Source organism: bacterium, assembly GCA_037131655.1.
Classification (GTDB): Bacteria; Armatimonadota; Fimbriimonadia; order Fimbriimonadales; family JBAXQP01; genus JBAXQP01.
In genome coordinates, this window is record JBAXQP010000041.1 from 1 (window position 1) to 13,578 (window position 13,578).

Annotated in this window: 12 protein-coding genes; 4 read left to right on the forward strand and 8 right to left on the reverse strand. The window is 46.4% G+C overall.

Annotated features, from left to right (window positions below; all coding sequences use genetic code 11):
- From WCO51_03395 to WCO51_03420, 6 genes are all read right to left on the reverse strand, one after another.
- The coding region (locus WCO51_03395; GenBank protein ID MEI6512301.1) for a HAMP domain-containing protein at positions 1-1,276 on the reverse strand (1,276 nt) is incomplete at its 3' end.
- 183 nt (positions 1,277-1,459) lie between these two features.
- Entirely contained in the window at positions 1,460-2,209 is a 750-nt protein-coding gene (locus WCO51_03400; protein MEI6512302.1) for a hypothetical protein, read from the reverse strand.
- Between the two features lie 35 nt (positions 2,210-2,244).
- Positions 2,245-2,874: a CheR family methyltransferase gene (locus tag WCO51_03405; GenBank protein ID MEI6512303.1), complete on the reverse strand. Its 630-nt coding sequence runs from the start codon at positions 2,872-2,874 to the stop codon at positions 2,245-2,247.
- Entirely contained in the window at positions 2,849-3,331 is a 483-nt protein-coding gene (locus tag WCO51_03410) for a chemotaxis protein CheW (GenBank protein ID MEI6512304.1), read from the reverse strand. The genes WCO51_03405 and WCO51_03410 overlap by 26 nt, the downstream gene beginning before the upstream one ends.
- 105 nt (positions 3,332-3,436) lie before the next feature.
- The gene (locus WCO51_03415) at positions 3,437-5,509 is read right to left on the reverse strand and encodes a chemotaxis protein CheA (protein ID MEI6512305.1); all 2,073 of its coding nucleotides are present in this window, start codon (positions 5,507-5,509) and stop codon (positions 3,437-3,439) included.
- A gap of 166 nt (positions 5,510-5,675) precedes the next feature.
- Complete coding sequence (locus WCO51_03420) at positions 5,676-6,032, reverse strand: STAS domain-containing protein (protein MEI6512306.1); 357 nt, start codon at positions 6,030-6,032, stop codon at positions 5,676-5,678.
- A 168-nt stretch (positions 6,033-6,200) separates the two neighbouring features.
- Here WCO51_03420 and WCO51_03425 point away from each other — a divergent pair, with 168 nt between their 5' ends.
- The 4 genes from WCO51_03425 (at position 6,201) to WCO51_03440 (ending at position 10,798) form a co-directional block, all read left to right on the forward strand.
- Positions 6,201-7,103: a quinate 5-dehydrogenase gene (locus WCO51_03425; protein ID MEI6512307.1), complete on the forward strand. Its 903-nt coding sequence runs from the start codon at positions 6,201-6,203 to the stop codon at positions 7,101-7,103.
- A gap of 162 nt (positions 7,104-7,265) precedes the next feature.
- Entirely contained in the window at positions 7,266-8,378 is a 1,113-nt protein-coding gene (locus tag WCO51_03430) for a shikimate dehydrogenase (GenBank protein ID MEI6512308.1), read from the forward strand.
- Between the two features lie 37 nt (positions 8,379-8,415).
- Positions 8,416-9,750 carry a glycosyltransferase family 39 protein gene (locus tag WCO51_03435; protein ID MEI6512309.1) on the forward strand — a complete coding sequence of 445 codons (1,335 nt, stop codon included), beginning with the start codon at positions 8,416-8,418 and terminating at the stop codon, positions 9,748-9,750.
- Positions 9,751-9,760: 10 nt separating this feature from the next.
- The gene (locus tag WCO51_03440; protein ID MEI6512310.1) at positions 9,761-10,798 is read left to right on the forward strand and encodes an SIS domain-containing protein; all 1,038 of its coding nucleotides are present in this window, start codon (positions 9,761-9,763) and stop codon (positions 10,796-10,798) included.
- A 53-nt stretch (positions 10,799-10,851) separates the two neighbouring features.
- On the opposite strand, the gene WCO51_03445 is transcribed toward WCO51_03440, so the two are convergent.
- Together WCO51_03445 and WCO51_03450 are read right to left on the reverse strand one after the other, a co-directional pair.
- Positions 10,852-12,885 carry a putative glycoside hydrolase gene (locus WCO51_03445; protein MEI6512311.1) on the reverse strand — a complete coding sequence of 678 codons (2,034 nt, stop codon included), beginning with the start codon at positions 12,883-12,885 and terminating at the stop codon, positions 10,852-10,854.
- Between the two features lie 199 nt (positions 12,886-13,084).
- Positions 13,085-13,578: hypothetical protein (locus WCO51_03450; GenBank protein MEI6512312.1), on the reverse strand; the 494-nt coding region annotated here is incomplete at its 5' end.

Consider the following 13,578-nt stretch of genomic DNA (forward strand, 5'->3'; position numbering starts at 1 on the left):
TGACGCCGGTGACGATCTTACCGAAGTCTCCGCCGTGCTTGGTGGCATCAGCGCGTGTGTCCAGCTTACCTTCAACCGCTGCTTTTGACAGCATGGCCGCATCGGCTACCAGTGTGTTGACAGCAACGATACACTTGTTGAGGTTGTTCTTAATCTCGTTGAAGTCACCGTTGTAGGTGTCGGTGATTTTGGCAGGTATGTCGCCGTTGCTGATTCGCTCGACGTATTCGGCAGCAACATTCAAAGGACCGACGACGGCGTCGAGTGTCTCGTTGACACCCTGGACGATCGCTTGATAACCGCCTTCGAATTGTGTCGTATCACCGCGAGTATCCAACTTGCCTGCAACCGCAGCGGTTGAGAGTAAGCCGGCTTCATGCACGAGGCTTTTGAGGGTAGTAACGACCTTTGCCAGACCCTTGCTTAAAACGTCAGCATCTGACTTGGGGGTAACAGTGACTGTTAGGTCGCCCACGCTGATCGAATCCGCGGCGCCGGCTAGACCCTTCATATATGCGATCATCTTCTGGAACGAGAGGGCCAACTGACCGATCTCATCTCCAGATTGGTGGTCGATATTTTGGTCCACATCACCCAACGAGATACTGTCGGCAGCCTTCACCATTTTGGTCATCGGTTTGGTAATTGACGTGGTGAGGAACAGGCCGAGTGCAATGGCGATCAAGAAACCAAGTATCATCGCCACCGTCATGGTGCGCTTGCCGGTTACGGCTGAGGCCTCGGCAGTGGTTGTGTTGATCTCTACGACCTTGTTTAGTAACGCTTCGGCTTCATCGAATGACTTTCCTAACGTTACCGTGCCTAATTCAACCATTTGTTTGTGGATAGAATCAGCTTTCGATTTATCAGACTTAACGGCCTCCCAAGATCTGGTAAGATTGACATAAGCATTATGATCCGCTACCCACTTGTCCCATGCAGGGACAAACTTGTCCCAGACAACTTTTTCTTCAGCAGTCTGAGGAAGTGGTTCGTAGACTGCCCGGGCTTCTTTGGCGGCCTTGAACTTTTCGTCGAATCTTTTGTACTGCGCCGCGCGGAGATCTCCAGTTAATGTTCTATTTAACAGAAGATTCTCCGAGCCATCCACTGCCGTTTGCGCCTCGCTGATAACCAGCAAGCTTTGAACACTCGGCAGCTTAACTGTGCCCAAATCCTTGATGGCGTTAAGCCCCACTATGCCGATCACGATAGCGATCAGCGCTACGAACACAAACCCACCTATTAACTTGGGTCCCAACTTAAGTTTATTCATAATTGTTATCCTCTCTGTATTGGCGCCGCCCGTCTACTCATCGCTCCCGCGCAGGTTGAACCTATTCACGGGTAGCTTGTCAACATCGGAGGCTTGGCTCGGTGCGGCATTTCAACCAAGACCCCGTTACTGCGCATGTATCTTTGGATCAGTCAGCCTACCTTTCGGTTATCAGGCCGACTTTTAAAAGTTCACGTCTAGCTGAACGGTTATTTTTGTCGGACCGTTCAGACTTCTGTCGTTGAACCATACCAGCCCGGCGAGCAGGCTGATGTCCTTGGTGAAATAGTAGTAAGCGCCGACTCCGCCTCCACCTATGGCGTTATCGCCAGAGGCGTAATCACCCGCCAGAACGACCTTGCCAGGAACTAAGGCGTGGTCAATTGCCACCATAAATCCCTGGTTTTCATTGTCACCAGCGCCGTTTACGAGCACCTTGTCATTACCAAGATAGTAAGAAGCGGCAAGTCTGGTACGGCCACCTGGTAGGCTTTTGCCAATCGTTAGATAGGCGATGTTTTGGTTCGTAACATCATTTCGTGTGCCGAAATTAAAGAACCCCAACTGTATCGCCGGAGCATCCTTTGAAAGGACACCCTCCCGGTAACCGAATTTAGCGTTAAAGAAGAGTGGGTTTGATCCCGGTAAAAGCAGGTCAATACCGAACTCTGCGGCCATCTTGCCGGGCAAGTTAGCGCCGAAAGTCAGGCCTAGATCCGTCGGAAACTGCGCGCCGGTCTCGGTCGAACCTGCGGAGAAGTAGTCATCAATTCCAAGATGAGTTACGCCGGCTGGTTGTATGTCGATGGTGCAGGGCGTCCAATAGGTTGTGGACGGGGTCGCCAGAGCAATTCCGCCGAAGCCTAGCAACACCATCTGGGTAAAGCCGACTATCACTCTTATAGAGAATTTTAAGTTACAAAATCTAATCATGGTCTCTAATCTCCTGAAATTCTAGATTAACTGGTTTAGTTGATTCGCTGAAAAACGGGGCCGTCCGATGCGACAGGGCGGAACCATTTTTGAGCTTCCACGGGCATCTTTTGGGTTGATTCTGTTGCCAGAAATCCACCCTCTACCAGTGAATCGTGGAACATCCGCAGGACGTCAACGCGCTGTTGCAGACTTAAGTGCAGCAGGACGTTCTTACAAACAATCAGACCGAAGTCTTTTTTAACTGTCTGCAGAGTTGTTAGATCGTGTTCTTTGAAAGAAACCGATTGCTTAATTGATTCATCGAGAGTGTAACGTCCAGAATCTCCTGCCGGTACAAAGTATTTTTTAAGAACTTCTTCCGGTATTCGTTTGACTTGTTCATCCGAATAGGAGGCCTTGTTAATTAAGTCGCCAAAACTACCATTGAGGTCTGTCGCGCAGATGCGGACATTTCGGAATTGAAATTGCCCCATGTTCTCTCGCAGCAGAATGGCTAAAGTGAATGGTTCTTCTCCCGTCGCGCACCCAGCATCCCAGATATCGAGATATCTACGAGTCCTGAGCTGCGGGAGAACATGCTCCTCAATTAGGTCAAGCGTATGCTGGTCTCTAAAAAAGAACGTAAATGCCATAGTATTAAGCCACCATCTGACTGACGGCATCGATATCGATCACCATCGTCGTGTCGAGCAAAATAATCACTCGATCTTGTAACTGGGCTAAACCACTGAGGAAGCGTTTTGTTTCATCAATGGTGATGGTCGGGGGTGGTTGGACTTGATCGTCCGCGATTTCCACAACATCAGAAACCGCATCGCCACGCAGGCCAAAGGTTTTGCCGTCGAAATTAACGACTACGACAATGCTTTGGTCTTCTTCGTTCATCGGTGGCATTCCTAATCTTGTGCGCAGGTCAATAACTGCGATAATCGAACCTCGCAGGTTGATGACCCCCAGGACATAATCAGGCGCATTTGGAATGCTTGTTGCAGGTGAATAGGTTCGAATTTCCTGCACCTCCAACAAAGGCACTCCATAGGTTTCGCTTCCCAGTTCGAATGCTAAGAACTGATGGGAAGACGAATCCGAACCCTGGTTCTCTGTGCGAGTAACTTTCATTAACTAACCTCCTCTGTTCTCTGTCCGTTAAGTTTTAGGACAGGCATATTCCGACTTCAAGCTTCGCTGTAAAAAATATTAAGTCAAACAGTCCTGATATCTTAATCAGGCAGTAAGAGCTTCCTCGTCCATCTGGTATGTCTGTGCAGTCTGAGCGCGACGGATTAAATCACTGGCATCTAAAATCAGAGCGACGTGCCCATCGCCTAAAATAGTGGCTCCTGAGAAACCTGGCACACGCATAAAGTTGGCTTCCAAGCTCTTCATGACGACCTGTTGTTGGCCGATGATCTCATCTGCCAACAGAGCTATCTGCTGATCGTCTTGTTCCAAGATGACTAGCAACCCTTTGGAAGTCTCGCGGATGCCATCTTCCATTTGGAAAGAATCGCATAGCTTCACAAGCGGCAGGAATTTTCCCCGCACGTTTACCATTTCGTAGGTTCCCAACGCCGAGCAAAGAGTTACGTTTTCGGGTTGGAAGGTTTCGACGACTGAGGTGAGAGGAACGATAAAGAACTCGGACCCCACTCGTAAATTAAGTCCCTCCATAATGGCGAGGGTAAGGGGAACTTTGATTAGGAAACGCGATCCCTTCCCTAATTCAGAAAAGACAGTAACAATCCCGCCCAATTTGTCGACATTTCGCTTGACAACGTCCATGCCGACACCACGCCCTGAAACGTCGGTAATTACTTCAGCGGTGGAGAATCCAGGGCGGAATAAATATTCATAAAGTGCATCCGCAGAAGGATGATCATCCTCTTTTATCCATTCGAGAGTGATTGCCTTTTGACGAATTCGTTCGATGTCAATGCCGCGTCCATCGTCTGTGACTTCGATATGAATGCGGCCTTCCGCTTGGTAAGCGTTTAACTTGACAGTGCCGCATGGAGGCTTGCCGAGTTTAACTCTTTGGTCGGGTGGTTCGATGCCGTGGTCAAGACTGTTGCGGAGCAAATGGGTTAGCGGGTCGGTTAAAGACTCGAGCAAAGTTCGATCCAATTCAGTCTCTTCACCGGCGATTTCCAGCTTAACTTCTTTTCCGCTCGATGAAGCTAGATCGCGTACCATTCGCGGGAATCGATTGAATACAAAACCGACGGGGATCATTCGAATGGCCATGACACGTTCGTGCAACTCACGAATGTGGCGCTCCATCTGAACAACTGCCATCTTCGCTTCGACGTCGATGACTTTTTGATGCGTCGTACTCAGCATCGATTGGGCAATAACGATTTCACTGGTCAAGTTGAAAAGCGCATCAACTTTTTCTGTTGCCACACGAATAGTTTGTGCTTCGGCAGGTTTGCGAGTGCCTGCCTGTGCCGCTGTATCTATTGATGTAGTTTTAGCTGACTGTCCATCAGTTATTTGGGAAACTGCGGTTTCGACTTCGACCGTAACGGCTTCGTCACTATCTTCGAAGGGATCTATCTCAACAGTTGCTCCATCACCTGTAAGCTCTAAGACGGCGCGGATCATGACCGGCTCGTAGGTTGTCTCCACATCCAGGAACCAGGTGGCATAACACTCAAGCGGGTCTAATTGACGCAAATCGGGGATTTTTTCTTCTAATCGGCTGCTTAGAATGGTTACATAATCTTTTAAGTCGATAAGCGAGCGCAGGGGGTCGCTTTCGCCATCGTTAAATCGCCCGGAAGAAAAGCTAACGCGATAACGAGTCGGTTTGCTGGCATCTACGCTGTCATTTTTTTCTACTTCAGGCTGAGTTTCAGGTTCAGTCACTACCTGAGGAGTCGGTTCTACCTTAGGTGTTTCAACTCTTAATGCAGCAGTATCGCTTGAGACGAGAGTTTTTAATTGGCCTAGAATTTGTGCGCAAGCAGGATCACCGACATCACCTTCTGTTCGACTTGCATCTAGTAAGTTACGGATGATATCAACACCCTTCAAGAGAAGATCGGTCAACTCTTTAGATAGCGTTCGATTTCCTTTGCGAATAACATCCAGCGAATTCTCAAGCCCGTGAGTGAAGTGGCTGATGTTCGTAAAACCCATTGCGCCGCTGTTGCCTTTTAGCGAATGAGCATTGCGAAAGAGCGCATTGATTACTTCTGGGTCAGCGCTACTTTCTTCCATGGCGAGCAGGATTGTTTCCATCTGCTCCACCATTTCATTAGCTTCCTCATAGAATATCTGTGTTAACGATTCCATATATTTTCTCCGGCCAAAGTTAAGAGTGTCTAAAACAACATAAACCGCACCCCTACGGCATGCGGAACCTTGTGACACTTATCCTGAATATCAATCTCGCGACATGGCCTTCGAGGGTGTGGTTGTGGCGTTAACTTATGAATAAATAGATCTGATTTTCGCTCTTTCAGGCTGCATTAGGAAGTGCAGACGGCATCTCAGCCGTATTCTTAATTAAAGAAAAGTCTTCATAATCCCCTAACAACTGATCGACCCCATTCTCATGTAAAGCCTGCGCAAACTTAGGAGAAGGTTGTGAAAAGGTAAGTGACTTGCCGACGGTATTCAGGCTCTTTTTCAAAGAAATAAACACCTGAAGGCAAGCAAAATGGATCCATTCGACTTGTGACCAATCCACCTTTGTGTTCAAAGGGGAATTCAAAAGGTTCTGTGTCTCGCTCAAAAGAGGCATCATCTCGTCGAAATTTACATCTCCAGTGAGTGTAAGAGTGTATTCGTCCTCGCTAGTGTTGGTCATCATCATAATCCGTTATTCACCTATCAGAACTATCGGTATAACACAGCACTTTTTACAGGTTATTTTTAATGTTTGCGAAATAAAAATCAAAGCCTATCTGAGTTATAAAAATGCCTTCTCGACCCTTTAGGAAGGTTTCTGCTACAATAGTTAAACACGAGAGGGAGCGTAACGTTGAAGAGGGTTGTATCGATTAGTCTTGGTTCATCAAAGCGAAATAAAGAAGCGCAGGTTGATATTCTCGGCGAGCAGTATCATATTAAGCGAATTAGCGCTCATGGTGATTTCAAACGCTTTGCAGAGATGTTCACCGAACTTGACGGTAAAGTCGACGCACTAGGGATCGGTGGAGCAGATAAATACATCTGGGTTGGAGATAAAAGGTACGAATTCAAAGAAATCACTCGATTAGTAAGCGGGGCCAAAAAAACTCCAGTGGTTGATGGCAGCGGTCTTAAGAATACGCTCGAACGAGAATGTGTAAAACGCATTCAAAACGAGGGCCTTTTTGACTTCACTAAATCGCGGGTTCTAGTTGTGTCGGCGGTTGACCGATTTGGACTTGCCCAAAGTCTTCACGATTATGCCAAAGAAATTGTGTATGGCGATGCTCTTTTTGCGCTTTCATTGCCTCTCCCAATTAAAAGCTATCGTACCCTTAAAGTGATTGCTTCCTTGCTATTACCTATCATAACTCGTTTGCCTTTTAAGATGATCTATCCTGTTGGCGAAAAGCAGGAAGTTCGCAAACCTCGTCATGAGAAGTGGTTCAAGTGGGCTGATATAATTGCTGGTGACTGGAACTTTATTCTTCGCTATATGCCCAATAAGCTTCCAGGCAAGACCATCTTGACTCAGAGTATCCGAAAGGACGACATCGATTTCTTCCGTCAAGCAGGGATTAAGCGGGTAATCACAACCACACCCGAAATCGGTAATGAGACATTTGCCACTAATGTATGGGAAGGCGTCATCGTAGCCCACCTAGGCAAACGCCCAGAAGAACTCTGTGCCCAAGATTACCTAGACACCCTAGAAAAGATGAATTGGAAGCTGAATTATATAGATTTTGATTAGTGTGTAGTTCGTATTCCTGAACCCTCCCCCTGAATCCGAGCGTGGAAGTGAAGGGAGGGGAGTCGCCCCGAGAATGAGAAAGATATTCAGTAACCTATCACCTTCTTCGGAAATACGCGCTACGTAATACGAATTCACCTTCCCTTGGAGTAAACTGAATTAATGAGTATGCACCGATTTGCTTTTATCATTCATCCCTTAGATGCAAAAAAGGATATGGCACGGAAGTATCCTTGGGCACGCTGGCTGCCTGAGTCGGTCATTAACCTCTTGCTGAAACATAAAAAGCCAATGCATGTTTCAGAGATTAAAGGAATAGTCTCACCGACAGGCGCAGAGGCTACCGGTTGCTTTATAGGCTGTCCTCTAACACCCAAGCAAATGCAGACCCTTCCGCTAGAATTTGTTTATGACAAGATAATTCAGTGCGGCAAACTTGCTGAAGAGTTAGGCGCGGAGCTAATTGGGTTAGGCGCTTTCACTAGTGTGGTAGGTGATGGTGGTATCACAATAGCCAATAATCTAAAAGCAGCGGTTACTACCGGTAATTCCTATACGGTTGCCACTGCCTTGGAAGGCACGCTTAAAGCTGCTGAGTTGATGGACATCGATATCCCGAATGCAACAGTAGCGGTAGTCGGGGCTACTGGTTCGATTGGACGTACTTGCGCTTTGGTGATGGCAGCCCAAGCAGGAAAGATAATTTTGATTGGAAGGTCTCAGGAGAAACTTGCTGCTCTGGAGGCTGAGGTTCGTGGTTCTGCACGCGGGGAAGTAGTGATTGAGACAGATGTTAATCATGGATTAAAGGATGCCGACGTAGTCATCACGGTTACTAGCGCCGGGATGCCGATTATTCATCCTCAGCATTTGAAATCGGGAGCTGTAGTATGCGATGTTGCGCGGCCACGGGATGTCTCCAAACGTGTCGTTAAAGAAAGAAACGATGTGTTAGTAATTGAAGGTGGTGTAGTGCAGGCGCCAGGGAACGTTGAGTTTAATTTCAACTTTGGTTTCCCTCCGGGAACAGCTTATGCTTGTATGTCCGAGACAATGATTTTAGCGCTTGAAGGGTGTATTGAGAACTTTACTTTAGGAAAAGAAGTTAGTATAGAGCAGGTCAATGAAATCACGACATTAGCAAAGAAACATGGCTTCCAGTTAGCCGGTTTCCGCAGTTTTGAAAAAGCTTTGACTGAGCAACAGATAGAAACGGTCAGAAATAACGCTCGAAACAAGAAACCGAAGTTGATAGCGAATGATCTAGTTAATTAATCAGTAAGAGATAAGAGTGTCGAGTAAGAGGTTGCGTATGCATTCAGATACAACATCAGACAATCCTCAATTTTGGCTAAGTCGAAAAATCGAACTTAGATGGGTCATTGTCTTGCTGGCGCTGGCTTTGCTTGTGAGATGTTCTAACCTTGTTTATCGGGTACCCATTTGGGGTGATGAACCTTCATATCGAATGATAGCTGTGAATATCCTCGAAGGAAAGGGGTTCCAAGAAGGACATTATTATGCATGGCGTTACCCCGGATACTGTTATTTCATAGCGGGAACTTTATTGCTCGAAAAGCAAACTGGCTCGGAGCCGTTCGCAGCAAGAACCACGGTTGCGGCACAAATTCTGATGTCTGTTTTAGGATGCTATCTACTTTATAGGTTGATAAAACAGATTTTTGGGACACGAGCAGCGTTGATAGCTTTAGCTCTGATAACCTTTTATATCCCCCAAATACGCCTTCCTGGACGGCTATTTTCCGAGAACCTCTCATTGCCGCTCTTTCTTTTGTTTTGGTGCATTTACATATCGTTCAGAAAGCGTCCGAGTTTTCTGAACGTCTTAGGAATGGGTGTCTGTGCCGGAGTGGTCGGATTATGCCGAGAAACGGCTCTTGCATTTATACTTGTTGTACTTATCGCAGAGCTGGCGACTAGGATGCGAGCCGTTAGGCTATCTGCGCTTGCTCCGATTCTAGGGGTATTTCTATTTCTTGGGCTAACGCTTTCGCCATGGTTGATTCGCAACTATCTTCTATTTCATAAGATAACATCAATTACCACTAACGCGCCGATTAACATTTACTATGGCGCTCAACCTAATGCAACCGGCTTTTGCACGATGGACAATCTTGGTCCACCCTACAGCTTGGTATTGGTTGAGCCTCCAAATACTTCCCATCGGCACGATCCTGCTAATGGAATATATGAGGAAATTGAGGTTGGGCGTTCTCAACTCCAGGCATCTATTGATTACGTTCGCCACAATCCGCTCGCCTGGACGCTTTTAGGGTTTAAGAAAGCTGCCTACTCCTGGGTGCTTCCTTCAATGACTTTCTTCAACCCACAATCAAAAACAGAACAGGTATTCGCTCATATTTGGGATGCTAATTATTTACTAATCCTCATCCCAGGTTTGATGGGCGCTTGGCGCTTAAGACGACGCTTCTTTGAGCTATTACCTGGGTATAGCACTTTAATAGTGCCTACTTTTCTTTCGATACTGACTGTAGTATTGACGCGATATCGTATGCCAACCGATTTTGGGCTTATCTTATTTGCGAGTGTTCAATATGCTTTTTGGTGGGAAGGTCGACTTTCTCGCTCATCAAAGACGGAACTTGCAGACGCTTCTTTAAGTTAGGGGACTAAAAATGACGTTAATGCAGCAGGAAATTCATCAACAGCCTGAAACTATCAGAGCCGTTGCTTATGCTGAGGTAGAACCAGCTCGATGCCTTGCACAGGCGATGCGCGAAAGGGATATTAAGTACGCAATCATTGCTGCTCGTGGCACGTCCGATCATGCCGCAACCTATGCTCAATACTTATTGGGCATAGAGAACTCATTGCCGGTCGGATTAGCTACCCCGAGCGTACAGACACTCTATGGCAGGAAAGTAAATTATCGAGACGCTTTGGTAATTGGGATATCTCAATCCGGTGAATCGCCGGATGTAGCTGAAGTTGTTCAGTCAGCCCGAGAAGTCGGAGCATTGACTGCGAGCATAACAAATAATCCAAATTCACTCGTTGCCCGCACTGCAGAGTTCCCTTTGCGCATTCACTCAGGGTCAGAAAAGAGCGTGGCTGCGACGAAGACCTATATGGGCACACTGGCTGTTATTGCACTTCTTTCTGAACTTCTTAAAGGTTCAAGTGATCCAGTTGCAGCTTTGAATGATGTCGCCGATAAAATGACTATCGCGCTCAAGAAGGAAGAGCAAATCGCACGAGTCGTGGAGCGTTATCGTTATATTCAGCAGTGCGCAATTCTTGCTCGAGGGATTAACTGGGCGACAGCTTCAGAAGCAGCCCTGAAAATTATTGAGACTAGCTATGTAATGGCAAGGCCTTATTCTTCGGCGGATTTCTTGCATGGTCCCTTCGCTCTTGTGCATGCGGGATTTCCGGTCATGCTTTTTGCATCTAATGGTCCAACTTTAGGGACGATGCATGAAATAGCCTGTAAACTGAGAGACAATAACGCCGAAATTATTGCAATCGCTCGCTCAAAAGATATTTTGGACACTGCAAGAACCGCAATTGAAGTTGAATTCGACATCGAAGAGATATATAGCCCGTTGGTTTATATTGTGTATGGACAACTTTTCGCCTGTCATTTAGCGCAGACGATCGGAGTCGATCCTGATAATCCAAGAGGACTGACCAAGGTCACTAGAACTCTTTAAAAGGGAAAGGGCGGGTATTTTACCCGCCCAGTGGTATTGTTCACGGAGCCTTGTTATTTGACGCGCATTTGGCACGTCAAAACTTGAGTTGCGTTTGCATCCAACGAAGCTACTTGCCAAGTAACCGCATGAGTTGTCGCGTTGAAAGTCCCGCCTGAACTGACACTGCCAACAACGATGTCCATCGCAGTAGGAATAGGCAAACTATAACTAACATTGGTTGCTCGGTCTTTCCCAACATTCGTGCAGGTAATTCGATAGGTAACGATATCCCCTGGCTTGGGGGCTAACGGGGTGGCCATAAGACTTATACTCAAGCGAGGAGAACTTAGTAAGATCAGAGCTTGCTTGGAAGGGAGAGTTACTATTCCTGGCCCAAAGGTTACGTTATCTAAATCTTTATAGCCGCTTGTTAAATTGTAAGTATAGGATGCACTATCATGAGGATTGACCAAGACCATGCCATTTTCAAACTCGCGCTTAAATAGGCCGCCGGTATTGATATCTCCTTGGACGATCTGGTAAGCGCCTGTTGGTTTCCCCAAGTTAACTTCAAGATCGGGGTTCCATTCGATTATTTCCTGGTCCTTTTTCCATATGTGACCGGGGGATCCCGTAATATAAGTGTAATAACTTTTATCGCTGTAGCCTAATAAATAGGTGCCCAAGCTAAAGCGTCGAGCAAGGGCATCATCACGTGTTGAACGGCCAACGATGAAATACCAACGATCACTTCGATATACTTGGCTTAGTAATTTGCCTTTCCAACTGCTGTAGGGATCGCATCTGGCCAAAGGACTGAAATTGGCAACACCAAGTTCGTAATTTGTTCCATCAACTATTTCCGTCCATGTTTTTCCAGGTTCCTCATACCAGTTAGCATGAGCCATGTTTAGGATAACCTTTAATCCAGCGCTTTTTAGTGGTGGAACAACAGTTCTCAGGAAGCTTGTAACTGCTCCTTGCCAAGCGGCATCGGTTTGATATTGCGCAGGAGCTTTTCCTGTTACTGTGCATTTCGCATGAGCATCAACACAGTCCAAGTACACCCACTTTATCTTCATTCGCGAACAGTAAGTAAGAAGCCTTTGTAAAAAAAGCTGTTGATAGTCAGTATTACCTATGTCGACAAAAACGAACTTATTGTTTTCATTGAATTGGTTGCCGTCTGTATCTTTGAACAACCAGGTCGGATGGTTATTTACAACCTCATCCCATCCGATAGGGCTTGAAGGATCTGGCCCGCCATTTATAGCGAGATAGCTCATTCGCGCTACAAGCATAACAGGAGCATCAGGGCGTATTCGCATTAGACCACTAATTGGATAATCTGGCTCATACCGGCCGCCTTCGAACTTTTCGATGTCAGTAAGGGCATTATTCTTACTGCAATAACCATAGATAATCCAGTTGCGCACGGTGTACTTCTTTGGAACGATATCTGGTTTACCATCGGTAATCACAACATCATCGAACCACACAGTTCCGGATGTCGGGCCTGTGCCGGTTGCAAGCCTAATATGAAATCGGAACCATGGAGTATTTGCTGGGATTTGAAATTGATAGGTATAGCGTGTCCAGTTTGGCGTCGGTTGAAGAACTTGCTCAGGCAACAATTCTTGCCTCTCGTTTGTAGTAGGGCTGGTGTTATAATCGCAAAAGATGTGCAGCTTAACATTATTAACAATAGAGCTGGTCTTAAACGCGAAAGACATCGTAACTCTATCTCCCGGTTTAACTAAAGAAGAAGTTCTGTCAGTGTATTGCATCTGGCCAATGTTATATTTGGTGCCTCCAAGGGCATTAGATATCTGAATATCCACTTTCTGGCTGGATGTTCCAGTTAAAAAAGTGGTGTTATCGATTGAAGGGATAACACCGGCGATTACAGAAGAAGCAAGCCACCACCCATCCCCAACACCATCACCGTCTTGATCAGATTCGAAATCACCAAAACCATCAATAGTATTAAAAGGTCTTGGTGAAAGGATCTGGGAATTAGAACTTGAGAAGAAAAACAACATGAATCCAGCAACAAGAACAAGCATATTGACTGCTCTTGATCTAATCAGTATTCTGAAAGGCATCTTCTTTACTCCGCCCAACCTACGCATCACTCGGTTCCTTCCATGTGTAAGGTATATGCAGTCCAAGTACTACTGCCATGTATAGCTACTTTTAACGAAAGTCAAGCCAAAACACTAGGATTTAAATACAATTACGTTTATCCTCCCTCTAGCGTTAGCATGTATTTATGTGTTGTGATCGGATGTGAGAGAGTAAGAATTACATCTGGCTTCTAAGTGTTACCGTTGTTATTTCTGGGCGGCAGAATAGGCGGATGTGGATGAAGCCGGTACCGATGCCTTTTGAGACATAAAGGGTGGGGGCGGTTTGGCGTTTAATAATTCGGGCGAGTTTTTGTGGGTGGTAAATACCTTGCGAAAGCTGATATTCCAAACGATTGTGACCCAGCAAAGGGCCGATGAATGGCACTCTTATTTGCCCCCCATGAGTATGTCCTGCAAAGACAAGATCGACTTTCGGAAATGATGTGTCAGTAGCGATTTGGGGGGAATGGGATAGAAGAATGCGGTAAGGCTTTTCGACGAAGACCTTTTGGGCGATCGCCTCCGCCAAATTCGCCCGGCCTTTATAAGGATCATCAACACCGATGAGTTGAAAAGGCGTTCCCTGATGCTCGAGCACTACCGATTCATTAACAAGCATCTGAATACCACCGTCTTTTAAGGCTTGAAGAACTGACTGAGTATCCACCC